General features: G+C 71.1%; 23 protein-coding genes. 9 read left to right on the forward strand and 14 right to left on the reverse strand.

Translation table 11 applies throughout. The features are described 5' to 3' along the window. Window positions 1-72 precede the first annotated feature (72 nt). From AB0M30_RS25090 to AB0M30_RS25100, 3 genes are all read right to left on the reverse strand, one after another. Complete coding sequence (locus tag AB0M30_RS25090; RefSeq protein WP_364587882.1) at window positions 73-1,515, reverse strand: amino acid permease; 1,443 nt, start codon at window positions 1,513-1,515, stop codon at window positions 73-75. 90 nt (window positions 1,516-1,605) lie between these two features. Continuing rightward, window positions 1,606-2,646, reverse strand: coding sequence for an alpha/beta hydrolase (locus AB0M30_RS25095; RefSeq protein ID WP_364587884.1), 1,041 nt, complete (start codon window positions 2,644-2,646; stop codon window positions 1,606-1,608). Between the two features lie 136 nt (window positions 2,647-2,782). Next, window positions 2,783-3,748: a zinc-binding dehydrogenase gene (locus tag AB0M30_RS25100; RefSeq protein ID WP_364587887.1), complete on the reverse strand. Its 966-nt coding sequence runs from the start codon at window positions 3,746-3,748 to the stop codon at window positions 2,783-2,785. 59 nt (window positions 3,749-3,807) lie between these two features. On the opposite strand from AB0M30_RS25100, the gene AB0M30_RS25105 reads away from it, so the two are divergent. The 3 genes from AB0M30_RS25105 to AB0M30_RS25115 are packed head-to-tail and all read left to right on the forward strand — an operon-like array spanning window position 3,808 to window position 4,852. Further along, the gene (locus AB0M30_RS25105) at window positions 3,808-4,008 is read left to right on the forward strand and encodes a hypothetical protein (protein ID WP_103343465.1); all 201 of its coding nucleotides are present in this window, start codon (window positions 3,808-3,810) and stop codon (window positions 4,006-4,008) included. Window positions 4,009-4,019: 11 nt separating this feature from the next. After that, the gene (locus AB0M30_RS25110; protein ID WP_364587891.1) at window positions 4,020-4,487 is read left to right on the forward strand and encodes a ribonuclease domain-containing protein; all 468 of its coding nucleotides are present in this window, start codon (window positions 4,020-4,022) and stop codon (window positions 4,485-4,487) included. Next, the gene (locus tag AB0M30_RS25115) at window positions 4,484-4,852 is read left to right on the forward strand and encodes a barstar family protein (protein ID WP_360178602.1); all 369 of its coding nucleotides are present in this window, start codon (window positions 4,484-4,486) and stop codon (window positions 4,850-4,852) included. Before AB0M30_RS25110 ends, AB0M30_RS25115 begins: the two co-directional genes overlap by 4 nt. On the opposite strand, the gene AB0M30_RS25120 is transcribed toward AB0M30_RS25115, so the two are convergent. Next, window positions 4,827-5,804 carry an Lrp/AsnC family transcriptional regulator gene (locus tag AB0M30_RS25120; RefSeq protein WP_364587895.1) on the reverse strand — a complete coding sequence of 326 codons (978 nt, stop codon included), beginning with the start codon at window positions 5,802-5,804 and terminating at the stop codon, window positions 4,827-4,829. The genes AB0M30_RS25115 and AB0M30_RS25120 overlap by 26 nt on opposite strands. 106 nt (window positions 5,805-5,910) lie before the next feature. Here AB0M30_RS25120 and AB0M30_RS25125 point away from each other — a divergent pair, with 106 nt between their 5' ends. Then, window positions 5,911-7,182, forward strand: coding sequence for an MFS transporter (locus AB0M30_RS25125; RefSeq protein WP_364587898.1), 1,272 nt, complete (start codon window positions 5,911-5,913; stop codon window positions 7,180-7,182). Here AB0M30_RS25125 and AB0M30_RS25130 read toward each other — a convergent pair. The 9 genes from AB0M30_RS25130 to AB0M30_RS25170 form a co-directional block, all read right to left on the reverse strand. After that, the gene (locus AB0M30_RS25130; protein WP_364587901.1) at window positions 7,179-7,946 is read right to left on the reverse strand and encodes an enoyl-CoA hydratase family protein; all 768 of its coding nucleotides are present in this window, start codon (window positions 7,944-7,946) and stop codon (window positions 7,179-7,181) included. The two genes, AB0M30_RS25125 and AB0M30_RS25130, sit on opposite strands and share 4 nt — an antisense overlap. A gap of 85 nt (window positions 7,947-8,031) precedes the next feature. Beyond that, window positions 8,032-8,661 (reverse strand): cyclase, encoded by a 630-nt coding sequence (locus AB0M30_RS25135; RefSeq protein WP_364587904.1) that lies wholly within the window; start codon window positions 8,659-8,661, stop codon window positions 8,032-8,034. 165 nt (window positions 8,662-8,826) lie between these two features. Further along, the gene (locus AB0M30_RS25140) at window positions 8,827-9,564 is read right to left on the reverse strand and encodes a sirohydrochlorin chelatase (protein WP_364587907.1); all 738 of its coding nucleotides are present in this window, start codon (window positions 9,562-9,564) and stop codon (window positions 8,827-8,829) included. After that, a complete protein-coding gene (locus AB0M30_RS25145) occupies window positions 9,561-10,823 on the reverse strand; it encodes a GTP-binding protein (protein ID WP_364587910.1) in 1,263 nt (420 codons plus the stop codon). Before AB0M30_RS25145 ends, AB0M30_RS25140 begins: the two co-directional genes overlap by 4 nt. Next, entirely contained in the window at window positions 10,823-11,743 is a 921-nt protein-coding gene (gene cysD, locus AB0M30_RS25150; protein ID WP_360178582.1) for a sulfate adenylyltransferase subunit CysD, read from the reverse strand. The genes AB0M30_RS25145 and cysD overlap by 1 nt, the downstream gene beginning before the upstream one ends. A 20-nt stretch (window positions 11,744-11,763) precedes the next feature. Then, complete coding sequence (locus AB0M30_RS25155) at window positions 11,764-12,459, reverse strand: phosphoadenylyl-sulfate reductase (protein ID WP_364587913.1); 696 nt, start codon at window positions 12,457-12,459, stop codon at window positions 11,764-11,766. Further along, window positions 12,456-12,605, reverse strand: a complete 150-nt coding sequence (locus AB0M30_RS25160; RefSeq protein WP_360178576.1) for an Insertion element protein — start codon at window positions 12,603-12,605, stop codon at window positions 12,456-12,458. Before AB0M30_RS25160 ends, AB0M30_RS25155 begins: the two co-directional genes overlap by 4 nt. Continuing rightward, window positions 12,602-14,290: a nitrite/sulfite reductase gene (locus AB0M30_RS25165; protein ID WP_364587916.1), complete on the reverse strand. Its 1,689-nt coding sequence runs from the start codon at window positions 14,288-14,290 to the stop codon at window positions 12,602-12,604. The genes AB0M30_RS25160 and AB0M30_RS25165 overlap by 4 nt, the downstream gene beginning before the upstream one ends. Before the next feature lie 106 nt (window positions 14,291-14,396). Beyond that, window positions 14,397-14,552: a putative leader peptide gene (locus tag AB0M30_RS25170; protein WP_364587919.1), complete on the reverse strand. Its 156-nt coding sequence runs from the start codon at window positions 14,550-14,552 to the stop codon at window positions 14,397-14,399. Window positions 14,553-14,655: 103 nt separating this feature from the next. Between AB0M30_RS25170 and AB0M30_RS25175 the strand changes: the two genes are divergently transcribed. The 3 genes from AB0M30_RS25175 (at window position 14,656) to AB0M30_RS25185 (ending at window position 17,332) form a co-directional block, all read left to right on the forward strand. Continuing rightward, complete coding sequence (locus AB0M30_RS25175) at window positions 14,656-15,072, forward strand: VOC family protein (RefSeq protein WP_364587922.1); 417 nt, start codon at window positions 14,656-14,658, stop codon at window positions 15,070-15,072. A gap of 61 nt (window positions 15,073-15,133) precedes the next feature. Beyond that, entirely contained in the window at window positions 15,134-16,351 is a 1,218-nt protein-coding gene (hemW, locus tag AB0M30_RS25180; protein ID WP_199191712.1) for a radical SAM family heme chaperone HemW, read from the forward strand. A gap of 60 nt (window positions 16,352-16,411) precedes the next feature. Beyond that, window positions 16,412-17,332, forward strand: coding sequence for an NADP-dependent oxidoreductase (locus tag AB0M30_RS25185; protein WP_364587926.1), 921 nt, complete (start codon window positions 16,412-16,414; stop codon window positions 17,330-17,332). 4 nt (window positions 17,333-17,336) lie between these two features. Here the strand turns inward: AB0M30_RS25185 and AB0M30_RS25190 are convergent, their stop codons facing one another. Continuing rightward, window positions 17,337-18,041 carry a TetR/AcrR family transcriptional regulator gene (locus tag AB0M30_RS25190; RefSeq protein WP_364587929.1) on the reverse strand — a complete coding sequence of 235 codons (705 nt, stop codon included), beginning with the start codon at window positions 18,039-18,041 and terminating at the stop codon, window positions 17,337-17,339. A gap of 80 nt (window positions 18,042-18,121) precedes the next feature. Between AB0M30_RS25190 and AB0M30_RS25195 the strand changes: the two genes are divergently transcribed. Next, a complete protein-coding gene (locus AB0M30_RS25195; RefSeq protein ID WP_364587932.1) occupies window positions 18,122-18,529 on the forward strand; it encodes an SgcJ/EcaC family oxidoreductase in 408 nt (135 codons plus the stop codon). Next, the gene (locus AB0M30_RS25200; protein ID WP_364587935.1) at window positions 18,526-18,858 is read left to right on the forward strand and encodes a hypothetical protein; all 333 of its coding nucleotides are present in this window, start codon (window positions 18,526-18,528) and stop codon (window positions 18,856-18,858) included. The genes AB0M30_RS25195 and AB0M30_RS25200 overlap by 4 nt, the downstream gene beginning before the upstream one ends. Window positions 18,859-18,863: the final 5 nt, after the last annotated feature.

Genomic DNA, 18,863 nt, shown 5'->3' on the forward strand with positions numbered 1-18,863 from the left:
GCGTCCGAAGTTCAGTGACAGCGGCCCGGTCCCCGCTCTTCCCGGACGTCAAACAACTTGCGACGCGCGACACTAGCCGCCCGTGCGGTTCAGCAGCGAGTGCCGCCGGCTGTAGAGGAAGTAGACGACCAGGCCGATCACGAACCAGACGCCGAACCGGATCCAGGTTGCCGGCTGCAGGAACGTGATCAGCCAGAGCGAGAACACGATGCCGATCGCGGGCACCACCGGCATGCCCGGCGTCTTGAACGTCCGGGGCAGGTCCGGCTGCTTGTAGCGCAGCACGATCACCGCGACGCAGACGACGACGAACGCCAGCAGGATGCCGATGTTCGTCAGCTCGGCCGCCTCGCCGATCGGCAGCACCCCGGCGATGATGGCGGACGCGCCGCCGAGGATCCACGTCATCCGGCTCGGCACCTGGCGCTTCGGGCTGGTCTTGCCGAACCACGGCGGCAGCAGGCCGTCGCGGCTCATCGAGTAGCCGACGCGGGTGGCGCCCATCAGGAACGTGAACAGCACGGTGAGGATGCCGATGATGGCTCCGATCGCGATCACCGTGGCCAGCCCGGAGAGGCCGACTGACTTGAACGCCGTCGAGAAGCCGCTCTTCGGGTCGATCTCGGTGTACTTCTGCATGCCGGTCAGCACCAGGCAGGCCAGCACGTACAGCACCATCGAGATGGCCAGCGAGTACAGGATCGCCTTCGGCATGTGCCGCTGCGCATCCTTGGATTCTTCGGCCGCCGTCGACATCGCGTCATAACCGAAGACGGCGAAGAACACCGTCGCGGCGCCGGTCACCGCGCCGCCGAAGCCGGCCGGCGCGAACGGCGTGTAGTTGCCGGTCTTGACGTAGAAGAAGCCGACCAGGATGACCACCAGCACGATCAGGACCTTGATCCCGACCATGGCCGTCTCGAACCGGGCGGCGCTGCGGATGCCGCGGTTGAGCAGGTACGCGATCAGCAGGCACAGCAGCGCGGCGAACAGGTCGACCTTGTGGCCCGGACCGGTCCCGGGCGCACCGAGCATCCACGCCGGCAGGTCCAGGCCGAGCTGGCCGAGCAGGAAGCTGAAGTAGCCCGAGATGCCGATCGCCACCACCGCCACGATCGCGGTGTACTCCAGCAGCAGGTCCCAGCCGATGAACCAGCCGACGATCTCGCCGAGCACCGCGTAGCCGTAGGTGTAGGCCGAACCGGCCTTCGGGATCAGGCCGGCGAACTCCGCGTAGGAGAACGCCGCGGCGGCGCTGGCGACCCCGGCGATGAGGAACGAGATCAGCACGGCCGGCCCGACGCCGGGGATGCCCGCCGCGTCGTCGCCGTGCGCGACACTGCCGGCGAGGGCGAAGATCCCGGCGCCGATGATGCCGCCGACGCCGATGGCGGTCAGCTGCCACAGCCCCAGAGTGCGTTGCAGGCCGCCGCTTTCGGCCGGGTCCTGGATGTGGTCGATCGGCTTGCGCCGGAAGATGCCGGAGCTCGAGCCCAAGCCTCCTGGAGCGGACATCATCGTCTCCCGAACGGTCGGTGGAGGGCCCGGATCACGGACCCTCGCGGGAACCTACCGCCAACCCGGCGCGCCGACAGCCTGAGCGCGTCAGCCCGCCGCGGTGTCCTCGCTGACGGCCTTCGGTGCCGTCGCGGCCGCCCGCTTCGCCTGGGTGGTCCGGACCGCGCTCGCCGCGAAGTAGGTGAGCAGCTCCGCGACCTCCACCGGGTCGTCCAGCTGCGGGCAGTGCCCCCAGTCCTCGCGGACCAGCAGCCTGCTGTGCGGTACCAGGGTGTGCAGCTGCCGGCCGGACGCGGCGGTGACGAGCTTGTCCTTGCCGCACGCGACGACCAGCAGCGGGACCTCGACCGAGTCGAGCCGGTAGGCGTCGGCGAGTTCCGCGACGAGCTGCCGGGCCTCTTCCAGCCGGCTCTTGGTCGCGCGGTAGTCCGGGAAGAGCGCGGTGAAGCGCTGCACCTGGGTGGCGTCGGCCGCGCCCGAGTCGGCGTACAGCAGCCGGGGGACGAGCTGCTCGGCGACCTTGCGCACCAGGAACCCCGGCACCGGGAGGGGCAGGGACGAATACAGCCGCAGCGGCAGCGGGTAGCGCGCGACCGCGCGGATCAGCCACGAGTCGACGAAGCCCGGCGCGGCGATCGAGACGACGCCGGAGATCGGCACCCTGCTGTTCTGCGCCGCGCGCAGGCTCATGGTGCCGCCGAGGGAGTTCCCGGCCAGCACGACCGAGCCGAGCACGGCCTGTTCGCGGACGACGGCGGTGGTGAACGCGTCGAGCTGCGGCAGCATCGGACCCGGCCGCAGCGGCTGGGCGTCGCCGAACCCGGGCAGATCGACGGCGACCGCGGGGATCCCGGCGGCCGCGAGCTGCTCCAGGGCGGGGCGCCAGGTGTCGGCGCTGTCGCAGTAGCCGTGCAGCAGCACCAGCCGCGGAGCGGTGGGCCGGACGTGCGGGGTGGCAGACCTGCGGCGCAGGGAGCGGCGCGAAACCTCCGGCTCGGCGACGGTTTCGCCGACCTCGAGCACGCGGGTGCGGACACCGGCGTAGCGCCGGAAGGAGACCCGGATCGGGTCCTCGTCACTGGGCCGGCCGCCCGGGACAGCCGGCGCGGGCCGCTTCGTTGCGGTCATTCCTCAAGATTACCTGGCCGGGGTGGGGTTTTGGTGGAATTTCGGTGCTAACGACCAGGTCTCGAACTGAAGACGTGAAATATTCACGAGATGCCGGGCTGGGCGGATCAAAGGGTCCGCCCAGCTCACGGCGGGTCTAGCGGGTGAAGACGATCTTCCCGGCGGTGTCCCCGTCGAGCATCGCCTGGAAGCCCTTGGGTGCCTCGGCAAACGGAAGTTCCGCGCCGATCTGCGGCCGGACGCCGGTCAGGTCGAGGTAGGCGAGCAGGTCCGCGAGCTCGTCGCGGGTGCCCATGGTCGAGCCGGCGACGCGCAGCTGGAGGAAAAAGACGCGCTGCAGTTCCGCGTGCGCGTCCGGGCCGCTGGTCGAGCCCGAGACCACGATGATCCCGCCCGGCTTGAGCGACTTGACCGAGTGCGACCAGGTCGCCTTGCCGACGGTCTCGAACACGGCGTCGACGCGCTCGGGCAGCCGCGCGCCCGATTCGAACGCCTGGTGCGCGCCGAGACTGGTGGCGAGGGCGCGCTTCTCCTCGGTGCGGCCGGTGACCCAAACCCGGAACCCGGCCGCGCGGCCCAGCTGGACCAGCGCCGTCGAGACGCCGCCGGAGGCACCCTGCACGAGCATCGTCTGCCCCGGCCGCAGCCCGGACTTCACGAAGAGCATCCGGTAGGCGGTCAGCCAGGCCGTGCCCATGGTGGCGGCTTCGGCGAAGCTGAGCGCTTCGGGCTTCGGGACGACGTTGCGCGCGGGCACGACGACCTGGTCGGCGAAGGTGCCCTGGTGCTTCTCGGTGAGCAGCGTGCGCTTCGGGTCGAGGGTGTCGTCGCCCTGCCAGCCCGGCGCGTTGATCACCGAGTGGATGACGACCTCGGAGCCGTCGTCGAGGGTGCCGGCACCGTCGCAGCCGAGGATCATCGGGAACTGCTCCGGCTTGATCCCGACCCCGCGCAGCGTCCAGAGGTCGTGCATGTTGAGGCTGGCCGCCTTGACGTGCACGCGGACCCAGCCGTCGGGCACCTCGGGTTCGGGGCGCTCGCCCACGACGAGCGAGTCCAGCGGGCTGTCGGCGTTGGGTTCCTGCGCGTACACGGCGAACATGCCTCGCAAGGTACCGCCCCAGAGGCACGACGGCAGCAGAGCGCGCGTAGGCTCACACTGTGTTCAACGGGCTTGCCGACTGGTGGGACGGGGTCGAGCTGTGGCTCGCCCAAGCCTGGTTCCCGGTGCAGTTCGTGCTGGTCATGGTGGTCGTCGTGCCGCTGTGCCTCGCCGCCGCCTGGGTGCTCGACAAGGTCGTCGACCTCTTCGCGCGACGGTTGACTCCGGGGCGTGACGACGACTCCGACGGGTCGGCATAAGCTCGCGCACCATGTTCAACCGAAGGCGGATCACCGCCGCGCTGATCGGGCTCCTCGTGCTGGTGCTGGGGGGCTGGCTGGTCAAGGACGTCGTCAACGACGATGCGCCCGCACCGGGCACCTCGGCGAGCACACCCGCCCAGAGCAGCACACCCGCCAAGGGCGGCGCCGCTGTGCCGGGCGCGGACTCCGGGCTGCCGGTGAAGGCGCTTTCCGCGCTGCCGCCGCAGGCCTCGGACACGTGGAAGCTGATCGAGGCGGGCGGCCCGTACCCCTACCCGCGCAACGACGACGTCGTGTTCGAGAACCGCGAGAAGCACTTGCCCGGTAAGAAATCCGGTTATTACCACGAATACACGGTGAAGACTCCCGGCAGCGCCGACCGCGGCGCCCGGCGGCTGATCACCGGGCAGGCGCACGAGCTGTACTACACCGGCGACCACTACGCGTCGTTCGTCGTCGTGGACCCGGCCCGATGAGCGCCGACGAGCTGGCGAAGGCCGCCGCGGAAGAGGCGTTCGCCCGGGGCGCGTACCCGCACCTGGTGAACTCCCGGCCGACGGTCGACAAGGCCGGCACGCTGAGCGCCTTCGCCGAAGCACTGTCCTTTCCGGACCACTTCGGGCACAACCTCGACGCGCTCTACGACTGCCTGACCGACCTGTCGTGGCTGCCGCCGGGTGAGCACGTGCTGATCTGGCCGGGCTCGGATGCGTTGCGCAAGGCCGAACCCAAGACGTACCTGGCCATCCGCAGCGTGCTGTCGGACGCGCAGCGCGCACTCGGCCCGAGCGGTCGCAGCGCGGGTTCGTGGCGGCTCACGGTCGTGCTGCCGGACGCCTGAGCGGCGTCCCCGCGCGTTTGACCGTGCGGATCACCGGCGCGCTTTCGAGGGTCTGCACGCCGGGGATCCCGGCGACGCGATCGGTCAGGTAGCGGTAGAGGTGCCGGCCGTCGCGGCAGTTCACCATCGCGGTGAGGTTTGTCGTGCCGGTGGTGGCGACGGCGAACGACGTCTCGGGGTGGCCGGCCAGCGCCTCGCCCGCCTCGGCCAGGTGCGCGGGCGAAACCGTCAGCCACAGCCTCGTTTCGGACCGGAAGCCGAGCCGGGCCGGGGACACGTCGAGGTGGTAGGTCAGCGTGCCGTGCCGCCGCAGCAGCTCCATCCGGCGCCGCACGGCCGAGCCGGACCAGCCCGTGGCCGCGGCCAGCGCGGTGTAGCTCGCCCGGCCGTCGTGGGCCAGTGCGTCGAGGAGCGGCTGGTCCCCGGGAGCCGGTGGGAGGCCCGGGCCGCCGGGTTCCGGCGGGCGCAGCCGCTCGATCTGCCCGGGCGACAGGCAGTGCAGTCCGCTCCAGCCGTCCGGCAGCGCGAACGTGTGCAGCAGTTCGTGGGCGGAGACCGCGGTCACGCGGTGGGCGCGCGGCAGCTTGTGCAGCAGGAGGTCGTCGCGCCCCGCCGTGTCCGGGGCGTGGACGGTGCAGGAGATCTCGGTGCCGCCGGAGAGCAGGTGCACCCACGACACGTCGGGCCGGTCGGCGAGCGCGGCCGCGACGGCGGCTCCGGCGTCGGGGGTCGTGCGCAGGCGGAGGGTCCACGTCGTGTAGCCGGCTTCGCCGCCGCTGACCGCGCCGGTGATCTTGAGGACGCCGGCGGTCCGCAGCCGCTGGTAGCGCCGGGCGACGGTGTTCTCCGAGACGCCGAGCACCGCGCCGAGCGTCCGCATCGGCGCGCGGCCGTCGAGCTGCAGGGCGTGAAGCAAGCCGCGGTCGACGTCGTCGAGCGTGACGGGTTCCATGTCCGCAGCGTATTCGATGACGGTTTCCGGCGGACTTATCGACTTTTCTGGTGACTATCGGCGCTTCCCGCGCACTCTTCGGGGCACATCCGCGAAGGGAGTTTCGATGCGCAAGTGGTGGCCGTTGACCGTCGTCTGTGCGGGGTCGTTCCTGTTCCTGCTGGACACGACCGTCGTGACGGTGGCGCTGCCCCGTATCGGCGCCGATCTGGAGGCGCCGATCGGTCAGCTGCAGTGGGTCACGAACGTCTACACGCTGGTGTTGGCGGTGTTGATGCTCGCGATGGGGTCGCTCGCCGACCGGTTCGGCCTGCGGCGGGTGTTCCTCGCCGGGCTCGCGGTGTTCGGGCTGGCGTCACTGGCCTGCGGGTTGTCGCCGGACATCGGGGTGCTGATCGCGGCCAGGGGCGTGCAGGCGATCGGCGGTGCGGCGCTGGCGGTGACCGGGTTCGCGCTGCTGGCCGCTTCTTATGAGGGACGTGCGCGGGGGACGGCGATCAGCGTGTTCTTCGCGGTGAACGGGCTCGGCGCGGCGGCGGGTCCGGTGGTGGGCGGAGTGCTGACCGAGTACTTCGGCTGGCCGTCGGTCTTCTTCGTCAACGTGCCGCTCGCGTTGGCCACGGGGTCGTTGGCGCTGCGAGCGGTGCGGCTGGACGAGCCGGGGCGGCCGGGCCGGTTCGACGTCGCGGGCGCGGTGTGGTTCGCGGTCGGCGCCGCGAGCCTGGTGCACGGGCTGACCTCGGACCGGTGGGCGCTGGTGGTTTCGGTGCTCGGTTTCGCCGGGTTCGTCGTCGTGGAGCGGCGCCGGGCCGAGCCGATGCTGGACCTGCGGCTGTTCCGCGACGGCGGGTTCTCGACGCTGATCGCCTGCGCAGCGGCATCGACGTTGACGTTCGCTGCGCTGGTCTACGTCTCGTTGTGGCTGGGACTTTCGCGGTCGCCGGTCGCGGCCGGGCTCGAGCTGGCTCCCCTTGCGGTGTCGTCCTTCCTGACTTCGACGCTTCTCGGCAAGGCGCTGCACCGGTTCCCGCCGCGAACCCTGCTCGGAGCCGGAGTTCTGGTGGGCGCGCTCGGCTGTGTGTCGCTGCTGCTCGTGGCGATTCCGCTCGGGCTGGCGGTGACCGGCGTCGGCGTCGGCATCGCGGGCCCGGCGACGGGATCCGCGATCGCGGCGGCGGCACCGCCCGGGCGCGCCGGGATGGCGGCGGGGATCATGACGACGACCCGGCAGTTCGGGCAGACGCTCGGGGTCGCCGTGCTCGGGATCGCTTACCAGGCCGGGGGTCTGACGCCGGTGTACGTCGTCGCCGCGGTGGCCGGCGGGGTGACGGGCCTGCTCGCGCTGGTTCCCCGCCAGCAGGCCCGCGTCCCGGCTTAGTCCTGCGGGACCCAGTTCGGCTTGCGCTTCTGGGCGAAGGCCAGGATGCCCTCCTGGCCTTCCTCACCGGCGAAGAACTTCGCCGACAGGCCGAGCATCTCGTCGAAGCCGTCCGAGGGCGTGGCCGGGCGGGGACGGCTCAGCAGCGCCTTCGTCTCGGCCAGCGCCTTCGGCCCGCCCGCCGCCAGTGCCTTGACGTACCGGGCGACCTCGCCGTCGAGGTCCTCGGACGCCGAGTTCAGGAGGCCGATCTCGACCGCGCGGCGCGCGTCGAACGTGTCGCCGGTCAAGAACAGCTCGTGGGCCGCGCGGGGGTTGAGGCGGGGCAGGACCGTCAGGGAGATGATCGCCGGGACCACGCCGATGCGGACCTCGGAGAAGGCGAACGTCGCTTCCGGTACCGCCACGGCGATGTCGCACGCCGCCACCATGCCGATGCCGCCGGCGCGGGCGGGGCCGGCCAGCCGGGCGACCACCGGCTTCGGGCTGGTCCACAGCTGCTCGAGGATGCGCGGGAACTCGTTCACGCCCTGGTCGCCCGCGCCGGCGCCGCGGGCTTCCTTGAGGTCCATCCCCGCGCAGAACACCGGCCCGGTGTGGGTCAGCACGATCACCCGCACGGCGTCGTCGGCGGCCGCCTTGGTCAGCGAGTCCGAGAGCTCGCGACGCAGCTGAGCCGACAGCGCGTTGCGGTTGTGCGGGGAGTCCAGGGTGATCGTGGCGGTGCCGCCCACCACGTCGTAGTGCACCAGTTCGTCAGCCATGCCCGTCACCCTTGCACATCCGCCGCGGGTGGCCGGTGTTACGCGGGCCACCCCGCGGGCGGGAGCCCGCGGGGTGGCCCGGCGCTCAGCCGATGGTCGTCGTGGTGAAGACCGGGCTCGGGTTGGGGAAGCAGGCCGTCGGTGCGGTGAGGTCGCCGATGATCGTGCTCGCCACCGCCTTGAACGTCAGGCCCGGATCGCTATAGCTGGTCCCGCCCAGCTTCGTCTCGATCGTGCCCGACTGGCCCGCGGTCAGGTGCGCGGTGACGGTGGGCAGTTCGAACGTGGCGCCCCCGGCGATCGGGCCGGGGAAGCTCAGCGTGGCGACGCCGTTCGCGACGGAGAGGGTGGGCGGGGTCGAGCCGAGGCCGGAGCCGCCCGTCAGGTCCGCGCCGACGTACGACGAGTTGGCCGGGATCGGGATCTTGAGCGCGAAGGTGTTGATGTTCTTGACCTTGTTCCCGCTCACCGTCCCCGGCACCGTGTTCGGCGCGGGATCGACGACGACGTCGAACGCACCGCCCGGCGCGACCGTGGCGGGCGCGGTGACGTCCGCGTCCTGGTTCAGCGCCACCTTCTGCGGACCGACGATGGGGGCGTCGGCCTGGCAGTCGAAGGTGACGCTGGTGGCCGCCGACGCCGGAGCGGCGAGGGCGATCGGCAGGACCGCGGCCGCGGTCAGCGCGGCCAGCCGGGAGAAGTGAAGAGCTTTCATCTGTATCCACCTACCTGCGGTTTCACGAGGGGAGGGAAGAAAGCTGCGCAGCCGTTCAGATAGTTACCGGCAAGTTAACTAGCTCGTCAAGGATTCACCATTCCCATGCGCGCTGGGTAACGAAAATGTGAATAAGACTCACCTTGTGGCGGTGTCGCCGCCCCGCTACGCGTACTGGCGGAGCAGTCCGCTGACCGCGGACGCGTACCGGCTGACCACCACGTCCGCGACGCGCGGGTCGTCGGCCAGCGGCTTCGCGATGAACGCCTTCGGATCCGCCTCGCGGGCCAGTGCGGCGATCCGGTCGGGCAGCAGGCCCGGGGCCAGGAACCACGACGCGACGACCAGGTGCTGGGCGCCCCGCGACCGCAAGGCCGCCGCCGCGGCGGGGATGTCCGGCTGAGCGGCGGAAGCGAACGCCTCGCTCACCGGGACACCCAGCCGCTCTTCCCAGCGCGAAGCCAGCGAAGCGACCACGGCGTTCGCGGCAGCGTTCGAGGAGCCGACCGCGCTGACGATCACGCCCGTGCCCCGGCGGTGGGGCGCGGACGCCAGCCGGTCCAGGGCGACCTCCTGCAGGGCGGGGTCGGGGCCCAGCACGTCCGAAACCTGGATCCGGAAGCCCGGGCAGCCCGCGACGACCTCTTCGATCAGCGCCGGCAGGTCGACGCGGGCGTGGAACGCGCTGCCCAGCAGGAGCGGCACCACGACCGCGGCCCGGTGGCCGTCCGCGTACAACGCTCGCAGCACGTCCGTGACGAGCGGCGCCGAGAGGTCCAAAAAGGACTCGTACACCGAGACGCCGGGTGCCCGCGTGCGCACGACGTCGACGAGTGCCCGCACGGTCGCCGCCGAACGGGGATCACGACTGCCGTGCGCGACGGTGACCAGGGGTGGCGTCACGAGAAGCGCTCACCCACCAGCCCCGCGGCGAGGGTGTCGCCGTCCTTCGGGTCGATCACCAGGAACGCCCCGGTGCGCGGGCTGACGCCGTAGTCGTCGACGCCCAGCTCCTCGGCCAGCCGCAAGGAGACGCGGCCGATGTCGTTGAGCTCCAGCGACGCCGGCGAGTCCACACTGGACAGCGTTTGCTCGTCGAACCGGGCGTGCAGCTCGTCCACCAGCGCCTGCACCGTGCGCGTCCCGTGCTTGACGAGCACGCGCGCGCCCGGCTTCAGTGGCTTGGACGACAGCCAGCACAGCGTGCCGGTGATCTCGTCGGTGACGTGCGGCGGGGCGTCCGCGGCGGCGATCAGGTCGCCGCGGGAGATGTCGATGTCGTCGGTGAGCAGCAGCGTCACCGACGTCCCGGTGCCGGCTTCCGCGAGCGGCCCGTCCGCGGTGTCGATGCGCTCGACGCGGCTGCGGATGCCCTGCGGCAGCACGACGATCTCGTCGCCGGGGCGGACCGTGCCCGCCGCGATCTGGCCCGCGTAGCCGCGGTAGTCCGGGTACTCGGGCGTGCGGGGGCGGATCACGTACTGCACCGGGAACCGCAGCGCCGAGTCGTGCGGGTCGGGCGCGACCGGCACGTCCTCCAGGTGCTCCAGCAGGCTGGGCCCGGTGTACCACGGCGTCCGCTCCGAGCGGCTTGCGACGTTGTCGCCTTCCAGCGCCGACACCGGGATCGCGAGCACGGACCCCCGCGGGTAGCCCAGCGACAGGGCGTGCGCGGCGAACTCCTCGGCGATCACCGTGAACGTCGCCTCGTCGTAGCCGACCAGGTCGATCTTGTTCACCGCCAGCACCAGCTGCGGCACGCCGAGCAGGGCCAGCACGGCCGCGTGCCGCCGGGTCTGCTCGATCACGCCCTTGCGCGCGTCCACGAGCAGCACGGCCAGCTGCGCGGTGGACGCGCCGGTCACCGTGTTGCGCGTGTACTGCACGTGCCCCGGCGTGTCGGCCAGCACGAACGACCGCTTCGGCGTGGCGAAGTAGCGGTAGGCGACGTCGATGGTGATGCCCTGCTCGCGCTCCGAGCGCAGGCCGTCGACCAGCAGGGAGAGGTCCGGTGTGGACAGTCCCTTGTCGACGGACGCGCGGGTGACCGCGTCGAGCTGGTCGGCGAGCACCGACTTCGTGTCGTACAGCAGCCGGCCGACCAGGGTCGACTTGCCGTCGTCGACGCTCCCGGCGGTGGCCAGGCGCAGCAGCGAACTCATCAGAAGTACCCCTCACGCTTGCGGTCTTCCATGGCCGCCTCGGACATCCGGTCGTCGGCCCGGGTCGCGCCGCGCTCGGTGAGCCGCGAGGCCGAGACCTCGGCGATGACCTCTTCGACGGTGGCCGCGGTGGATTCGATCGCGCCGGTGCACGAGCCGTCGCCGACGGTCCGGTAGCGGACGGTCCGCTCCCGGACCTCTTCGCCCGGCCGCGGACCGCCCCAGGGGCCCTCGGCGAGCCACATCCCGTCGCGCAGGTACACCTCGCGCCGGTGCGCGTAGTAGATCGACGGCAGTTCGACCTTCTCGCGGGCGATGTAGTTCCAGACGTCGGCCTCGGTCCAGTTGGACAGCGGGAAGACGCGGACCTGCTCGCCCGGGCGGTGCCGGCCGTTGTAGAGGTTCCACAGCTCGGGCCGCTGCCGCCGCGGCTCCCACTGGCCGAAGGAGTTGCGGAGGCTGAAGATCCGCTCCTTGGCCCGGGCGCGCTCCTCGTCGCGGCGGCCGCCGCCGAAGACGGCGTCGAACTTGTTCTCGGCGATCGTGTCGAGCAGCGGCGTGGTCTGCAGCGGGTTGCGCATCCCGTCGGCGCGCTCTTCGAGGCGCCCGTCGTCGATCCAGTCCTGCACCTTCGCGACGACCAGGCGCAGCCCGTGCTGCTCGACGACGCGGTCGCGGAACTCGATGACCTCGTCGAAGTTGTGCCCGGTGTCCACGTGCAGCAGCGGGAACGGCACCGGCGCCGGCCAGAACGCCTTGATCGCCAGGTGCAGCAGCAGCGTCGAGTCCTTGCCGCCGGAGAAGAGGATCACCGGCCGGTCGAACTCGCCCGCCACCTCCCGGAAGATGTGGATGGCCTCGGACTCCAAGGCGGCGAGGTTGTCCTGAGCCGCGTCGGTGGCGGGTTCCAGTGTCGTCATGCGTCCCTCGGTGTCTGACATCAGCCGTGCAGTCCGCACTCGGTCTTGCTCTGCCCCGCCCACCGGCCGCTGCGCGGGTCCTGGCCCGGCGCCACGCGAGCGGTGCAGGGCGCGCAGCCGATCGAGAGGTAGCCGATCGACACCAGCGGGTTCTCGAGGATCCCGTGCTCGCGGATGTAGCCGTTGAACTCGTCGTCGGTCCACGCCGCGATCGGGTTGACCTTCACCAGGCCGTTGCGGTCGTCCCAGGTGACGATCGGGGTGTTCGCGCGGGTCGGCGCGTCCACGCGGCGGACGCCGGTGACCCACGCCGAGTAGTTCGCCAGCGTCTTGCGCAGCGGCACGACCTTGCGCAGGTTGCAGCACAGCGTCGGGTCGCGGTCGTGCAGCTTCGCGCCGTACTCGGCGTCTTGCTCGGCGACGCTCTGCTCGGCCTGGGCGTTCACGATCTTCACGCCCGGGTAGACCGTCTGGACGGCGTCACGCGTGCCGATGGTCTCGGGGAAGTGGTAACCGGTCTCCAGGAACAGAACGTCCACATCGGACTTCACCTTGGTGGCGAGGTCGATCAGGACGGCGTCCTGCATGTTGGACGCGACGATGAAGTCGTCGCCGAACGTCTCGACGGTCCAGCGGATCGCCTCGTCGGCGGTCGCGTCGGCGAGTTCTTTCGACGCGCGCTCGGCGAGGGTCTTGTAGTCGGCAGTGGCGGTCATCGGGACACCTCCGGAAGGGACAGTCCGAGGAACTTGACCGAGAAAACCCGGCGACAGGCGGAACACAGCCAGCCGCCGTTCTCTTCCGGCCGGAGATCCTCATCGCCGCAATAGGGGCAGTGGTACGGCGTCGCTCGTTCGGTCACTGCAGGGCGCTTTCGTCGGCCCGCGCGGCCCACTGCGGGAACCGTTCGCCCGGTTCGCGCCCGGCGACGTAGTTGCGTACGACCCGCTCGACGTACCCGGTCAGCTCGCCCGAAGTCACCTTGTGCCCGCGCAGCTTCCGGCCGAACCCGGCGTCGAGGCCGAGCCCACCGCCGAGGTGCACCTGGAAGCCTTCGACCTGGTGGCCCTCGGCGTCGGTGACGATCTGGCCCTTGAGGCCGATGTCCGCGGTCTGGATCCGGGCGCAGGAGTTGGGGCAGCCGTTGAGGTGCACGGTCACCGGCGTCTCGAGGCCGTCCTGGATGTCGGCGAGGGACTTCTCGAGGTCCGTGACGAGCTGCTGCGCACGCGCCTTCGTCTCGACGATGGCGAGCTTGCAGAACTCCAGCCCGGTGCACGCCATCACCCCGCGGCGCCACGGCGACGGCTTCGTCTCCAGCCCCAGCTCGGCCAGCTCGGCCGACAGGGCCGCGACCTGCGCCTCGGGGACGTCGAGCACGACGACCTTCTGCTGCGGGGTGAGCCGGACGCGGCCGGAGCCGGCCCGCTCGGCGGCCTTGGCGACGGCGACGAGCGTGCCCCCGCTGGACCGGCCGGCGATTGGCGCGGCGCCGACGTAGAACTTGCCGTCGACCTGCGGGTGCACGCCGACGTGGTCGATCGGGACGGCCGGGTCCACGGGCGGCGGGCCGTCGAGCAGCTCGCGCTTGAGGTACTCGTCCTGCAGCACCTGCCGGAACTTCTCCGCGCCCCAGTCCTTGACCAGGAACTTGAGCCGGGCCCGCGAGCGCAGCCGCCGGTAGCCGTAGTCGCGGAAGATCGAAATGACGCCTTCCCAGACGTCCGGGACCTCGTCCAGGGGGATCCAGGCGCCGAGGCGCTGCCCGAGCATCGGGTTGGTGGACAGTCCGCCGCCGACCCAGACGTCGAAGCCGGGCCCGTGCTCCGGGTGGTCCACGCCGACGAAGGCCACGTCGTGGATCTCGTGGGCGACGTCGGGCTGGCCGGAGATCGCGGTCTTGAACTTGCGGGGCAGGTTGGCGAACTCCGGCTTGCCGATGTAGCGGCGCTTGATCTCGTCCAGCGCGGGTGTGCCGTCGATCACCTCGTCCGCCGAGATGCCGGCGACCGGCGAGCCGAGCATGACGCGCGGGCTGTCGCCGCACGCCTCCATCGTGGTCATGCCGGCGTTCTCGAGCTTGGCCCAGATCGCCGGGACGTCCTCGATCCGGATCCAGTGGTACTGGATGTTCTGCCGGTCGGTGATGTCGGCGGTGTCGCGCGCGTAGGCCTGCGAGATCTCGCCGAGCACGGTGAGCTGCCCGGTCGTCAGCGCGCCGCCGTCGATCCGGACCCGCAGCATGAAGTAGCGGTCGTCGAGCTCTTCGGGCTCCAGCGCCGCGGTGCGGCCGCCGTCGATCCCCGGCTTGCGCTGGGTGTAGAGCCCGAACCAGCGGAACCGGCCGCGCAGGTCACCCGGGTCGATCGCGTCGAACCCGCGGTGGGCGTAGATGTTCTCGATGCGCGCCCGCACGTTGAGTGGGTGGTCGTCCTTCTTGGACCGCTCGTTCGGGTTCAGCGGCTCCCGGTAACCGAGCGCCCACTGCCCTTCGCCGCGCTTCTGCTTGGCGCGCGCGGGGCGGGCTGGGGTTTGGGGCGTGGCCATGGCGGCGTCCTCCGAGAGGCGTTTCGTGGCGGCGGAGGCCCGCCGGCTCGCGGGTTTCCTCCGGCGCCGGCTGTCCGAAATTCGTGGCAGGTGGTGGCGACGGCAGTCAGCGAACGGGTACGCAGAGGGCGCTGGCGACCCGCACGAGGTCGACGTGGCGGCGGGCCACGAGGAGAACACCGGCATGAGTCACGGCGTCAGATTGCCACGCGTCCACAATGTGGTCCAGGCCTGCCCGGATGGTGGGAGAAGGGTCACTCACCTGCGGAAACCGTGTCAACCGTTTCGGATGAGCGCTCTTGCGCGAGCCAGATCACTACGTCTATAGTACTTCAGGCACAGTGCTTTGGAGAGAGGAACCGGGGATGCAGGTCAAGGGTTTCGGGGCGGGCTACCTGGTCGACGACGTCGCGGCGACCACCCGCTTCTACGCGGACGTCGTCGGCCTGCCGGTCACCATCGAGCTGGACTGGTTCGCCAGCATCAACGCGGGCGCGCCGGGCTACGAGATCAGCTTCGTGCAGCGCGGGCACGAGTCGGTGCCGCCGGCCTACCGCGCGCGGCGGACGGCCGGGCTGATGTTCGGGCTCGTCGTCGAAGACGCGCACGCCGAGGCGAAGCGGCTGGAGGAGGCGGGTGCCGAGCTGGTGACCCCGGTGGTCGACGAGGTCTACGGGCAGCGCCACTTCTACGTCGCCGATCCGAACGGCGTGCTGCTCGACGTCATCGAGATGATCCCGGTCGACCCGGACTGGGCGGCGGCGAACCCGCCCGCGTCGTAACAGGTGTTAACCCGATCGGCCCCTTGAGGCGACCGGGCGTGACGGGGTGGACAATCCGAACGTGCCCGTGCTGCGTCCCGACCCCGCCACACCGATCGATCCGGCGTTGCCGGAAAGCGCGCTGAAGGGGCTCGGCAGCAGAGCCTTCGGCGTCTACGTGCACGTCCCGTTCTGCGCCACGCGCTGCGGGTACTGCGACTTCAACACCTACACCGCGGGTGAGCTCGACACCGGCTCGTCGCCGCAGTCCTGGCTCGAAGGGCTGCGCCGTGAGCTGGAGCTCGCCGCGCGCGTGCTCGTCGTGCCGCCCGCCGCGGACACCGTGTTCGTCGGCGGGGGCACGCCGTCCCTGCTCGGCGCGGACGGGCTGCGCTCGGTGCTCGACGCCGTCCGGGACGTCTTCGGGCTGGCGCCCGGGGCCGAGGTGACGACGGAGTCGAACCCGGAATCGACGTCACCGGAGTTCTTCGCCGGGATCCGCGAAGCGGGCTACACGCGGATCTCGCTCGGCATGCAGTCGGCCGCGCCGCACGTGCTGAAGATCCTCGATCGCGTGCACACCCCGGGGCGGCCGGGGAAGGCCGCCGCCGAAGCGCGCGCGGCCGGGTTCGAGCACGTGAACCTCGACGTGATCTACGGCACGCCGGGGGAGCGCGCCGACGACCTGCGCGCGACGCTCGACGCCGTGCTGGCCGCCGGCGTCGACCACGTCTCGGCGTACGCGCTGATCGTCGAGGAGGGCACGGCGCTGGCCCGCCGCGTCCGCCGCGGCGAGCTGCCCGCGCCGGACGACGACGTGCTGGCCGCGGACTACGAGATGATCGACGCGATGCTGTCCTCGGCGGGCCTGCGCTGGTACGAGGTGTCGAACTGGGCGGCCTCCGACGCGGCCCGCTGCCGTCACAACCTCGGCTACTGGCGGGGTGACGACTGGTGGGGCGCCGGTCCGGGTGCGCACAGCCACGTCGGCGGGGTGCGCTGGTGGAACGTCAAGCACCCGGCCCGCTACACCGCGCTGCTCGCCGGCGGCGACTCGCCCGCGGGCGGGCGCGAGGTGCTCACCGACGACGACCAGCACCTCGAGCGGATCATGCTCGAACTGCGCGTCGCCGAAGGGCTGCCGCTCGACGTGCTCGACGAGCCGGGGCTCGCCGAGGCGCGGGCGGCCGCCGCCGAGGGGCTGCTCGATCCGTCCGCTTTGGACTCCCGGGGCCGCGCGGTGCTCACCGACCGCGGCCGGCTGCTGGCCGACGGGGTGGTCCGCCGCCTCGCCGGGTAGGGATTAAAACCGGAGGCCGTGTCGTTGCTTGTATTCAGCAACGACTTTCGAGGAGGCCTCATGGCGCGCGCGATCAGGTTCGACGAGTACGGCGACGTGGAGGTCCTCCGGGTCGAGGACGTTCCCCGGCCGGTCCCGGGACCGGGTCAGGTGCTCGTCGAGGTGCGGGCCGCCGGGATCAACCCGGGCGAGGCCGGCATCCGGCAGGGCTTCCTGCACTCGCGTTTCCCGGCGACCTTTCCCTCGGGGCAGGGCAGCGACTTCGCCGGGGTCGTCACTTCGCTGGGCGAAGGCGTCGAGGAGATCGCTGTCGGCGACGAGGTGATCGGGTTCGTCGACACGCGGTCGAGCCACGCCGACTTCGTCGTCGCCGAGGCCGCGAACCTCACCCCGCGCCCCGACGGGGTGCCGTGGGAGGTCGCCGGCTCGCTGTTCGTCGCGGGTACCACCGCGTACGCCGCCGTGGGCGCGGTCTGCCCTCGCGAAGGGGAGACGGTCGTCGTTTCGGGGGCGGCGGGCGGCGTGGGCTCGCTCGCGGTGCAGCTGGCGAAACTGGCCGGCGCCACGGTGATCGGCCTCGCCGGCGAGGCGAACCACGACTGGCTGCGGGAGCTCGGCGTCATCCCCGTTTCCTACGGTGACGGTGTGCTCGAGCGGATCCGCGAAGCCGCGCCTTCCGGTGTGCACGCGTTCGTGGACACCTTCGGCTCCGGATACGTGGAACTGGCGCTGCACCTGGGGATCCACCCGGGACGGATCAACACGATCATCGACTTCGCGGCGGCGGAGACGTACAACGTGAAGAGCGACGGCAACGCGGCCGCGGCGTCGGCCGACGTGCTGCGCGAGCTGGGCCTCCTGCTGGACAAGGGATTGCTGACGCTGCCGATCGCCCGCGTGTACCCGCTGGACGAGGTCCGGGACGCCTACCGCGAGCTGGAGCAGCGGCACACGCGCGGCAAGATCGTGTTGCGGCCCTAATTCTTCAGTTCTTCACGGAGAGGGCCTTGAGGCCGGCGAGGTGGGTGTCGAGGGCGAACTCGAGGCGTTCCGCCGCTGTCTCCGCTGAGAAGAACTCGCCGACGTGCAGCATGTTGGGGAACGATTCGGCGGGCAGTGACCGCATGTACGCCACCATCTGCCTGCCGCGTTCGCCGGCTTCCGCCTGGTCGATTTCGCCCCAGGTCCAGCTGCTGGCTTCGTAGGCGTACGCCTTCGCGTAGAGGGAGAGGGCGTCGCCCGCGAAGGTCGCCTGCTTGAGCGTCAACCCGCCCGCGCGAAGCAGGGCGAGCATCCCCTCGCCCTGCTTCAGCGAGTTGGGCGTGACCGGCACGGCGATGTCCCACGCGATGCGCGCGATGCCGCGGTGCGCGGCCATCACCCGGATCTGGTCGCGGACGAGGTCCTTGACCTGCTCGTCCCAGCGCGCCGGGTCCGGCTCGGGGACCTGCACGTCGGCCAGCACGGCGTCGAGCATCAGCTCCGCCAGTTCGTCCTTGTTCGACACGTGCGCGTAGAGCGACGCCGGTCCGGTCTCCAGTTCCTGGGCGATCCGCCGCATGGTGACCGCGTCGAACCCCTCGTCGTCCAGCACGATCAAGGCCGCGCGGACGATCGAGGCCTGGGAGAGGACGGGTTTCGCGGCGCGTCGGCGGGGAGCGCTGCGCCAGGGGGGCGGCGGAAGTGTCACCCGAACACTGTACTTGACGCGAACAGTGTTCGAGAGTAGAACGGTGTACGTAAGGCGAACGTTGTTCGAAGGGGGATCCGATGACTGCTGCCGCTGAGGTTCGTGGGGTGCTGGGCCGGCTCACCGACGCCTGGAACTCGGGAGATGCCGCCGCGTACGGGCGGCTCTTCACCGAAGACGCGGATTACGTGACGTTCTTCGGGGCGAACTTCCCGGGGCGGGAGGCGATCGAGAGTTCGCACCGGGCTTTGTTCGAGGGGCCGTTGCGGGGGTCGAAGCTCACCGGGTCGCTGGGCGAGGCGGCGAAGGTGCGGTTCGTCCGGCCGGACGTCGTCGTGGCCGTCGTCGGCGGTGGCTCGTCGCTGAGCGGGGCGGAGGTCGCCGACGAAGGGCGCGAGTCGACCGTTTCCTTCGTGCTCGTCCGGGAAGGGGGCGAATGGCTGATCACCGCGTTCCAGAACACGCGGGTTTCGGATCCGCGCGGGTGAAAACGCTTGCGGAGGCGTCCGGGGTGGTCGCGCGGCCGCCGGCGGAGGTGTTCGAACGGTTGTGGCGGAAGCTGCGTAGTGGCTATGCGATGCGGATGGAGGTCGATAGGGAACGGGGATTCGTCGCGGTGCAGGGCGGTTGGTGGTATCGCGGGGAGTACCGCGTCACGGCCGATCCGGCGGGGGCGCTCGTCGAGCACCGGGTGGTCAACGCGGCTTCACGGGGGCGGTGGGGCGTGCCGTTGGCGAACCGGTTCTTCGTCGGGTTCCGGAAGGCGGTCGCCGCCGGGTTCGTGAAGTTGCTCGACGAGCTGGGTGCACCGGAGTAGCCGCA

Origin of the sequence: Amycolatopsis sp. NPDC051716 (genome assembly GCF_040681595.1) — a bacterium.
Lineage (GTDB): Bacteria > Actinomycetota > Actinomycetes > Mycobacteriales > Pseudonocardiaceae > Amycolatopsis.

Excerpts from the sequence above, each read along its gene's own strand:
- AB0M30_RS25090 (WP_364587882.1), bottom strand. The coding sequence starts at position 1,515 with ATGTCCGCTCCAGGAGGCTTGGGCTCGAGCTCCGGCATCTTCCGGCGC.
- AB0M30_RS25095 (WP_364587884.1), bottom strand. The coding sequence starts at position 2,646 with ATGACCGCAACGAAGCGGCCCGCGCCGGCTGTCCCGGGCGGCCGGCCC.
- AB0M30_RS25100 (WP_364587887.1), bottom strand. The coding sequence starts at position 3,748 with ATGTTCGCCGTGTACGCGCAGGAACCCAACGCCGACAGCCCGCTGGAC.
- AB0M30_RS25110 (WP_364587891.1), top strand. The coding sequence starts at position 4,020 with ATGTTCAACCGAAGGCGGATCACCGCCGCGCTGATCGGGCTCCTCGTG.
- AB0M30_RS25115 (WP_360178602.1), top strand. The coding sequence starts at position 4,484 with ATGAGCGCCGACGAGCTGGCGAAGGCCGCCGCGGAAGAGGCGTTCGCC.
- AB0M30_RS25120 (WP_364587895.1), bottom strand. The coding sequence starts at position 5,804 with ATGGAACCCGTCACGCTCGACGACGTCGACCGCGGCTTGCTTCACGCC.
- AB0M30_RS25125 (WP_364587898.1), top strand. The coding sequence starts at position 5,911 with ATGCGCAAGTGGTGGCCGTTGACCGTCGTCTGTGCGGGGTCGTTCCTG.
- AB0M30_RS25130 (WP_364587901.1), bottom strand. The coding sequence starts at position 7,946 with ATGGCTGACGAACTGGTGCACTACGACGTGGTGGGCGGCACCGCCACG.
- AB0M30_RS25135 (WP_364587904.1), bottom strand. The coding sequence starts at position 8,661 with ATGAAAGCTCTTCACTTCTCCCGGCTGGCCGCGCTGACCGCGGCCGCG.
- AB0M30_RS25145 (WP_364587910.1), bottom strand. The coding sequence starts at position 10,823 with ATGAGTTCGCTGCTGCGCCTGGCCACCGCCGGGAGCGTCGACGACGGC.
- cysD (WP_360178582.1), bottom strand. The coding sequence starts at position 11,743 with ATGACGACACTGGAACCCGCCACCGACGCGGCTCAGGACAACCTCGCC.
- AB0M30_RS25155 (WP_364587913.1), bottom strand. The coding sequence starts at position 12,459 with ATGACCGCCACTGCCGACTACAAGACCCTCGCCGAGCGCGCGTCGAAA.
- AB0M30_RS25165 (WP_364587916.1), bottom strand. The coding sequence starts at position 14,290 with ATGGCCACGCCCCAAACCCCAGCCCGCCCCGCGCGCGCCAAGCAGAAG.
- AB0M30_RS25175 (WP_364587922.1), top strand. The coding sequence starts at position 14,656 with ATGCAGGTCAAGGGTTTCGGGGCGGGCTACCTGGTCGACGACGTCGCG.
- AB0M30_RS25185 (WP_364587926.1), top strand. The coding sequence starts at position 16,412 with ATGGCGCGCGCGATCAGGTTCGACGAGTACGGCGACGTGGAGGTCCTC.
- AB0M30_RS25195 (WP_364587932.1), top strand. The coding sequence starts at position 18,122 with ATGACTGCTGCCGCTGAGGTTCGTGGGGTGCTGGGCCGGCTCACCGAC.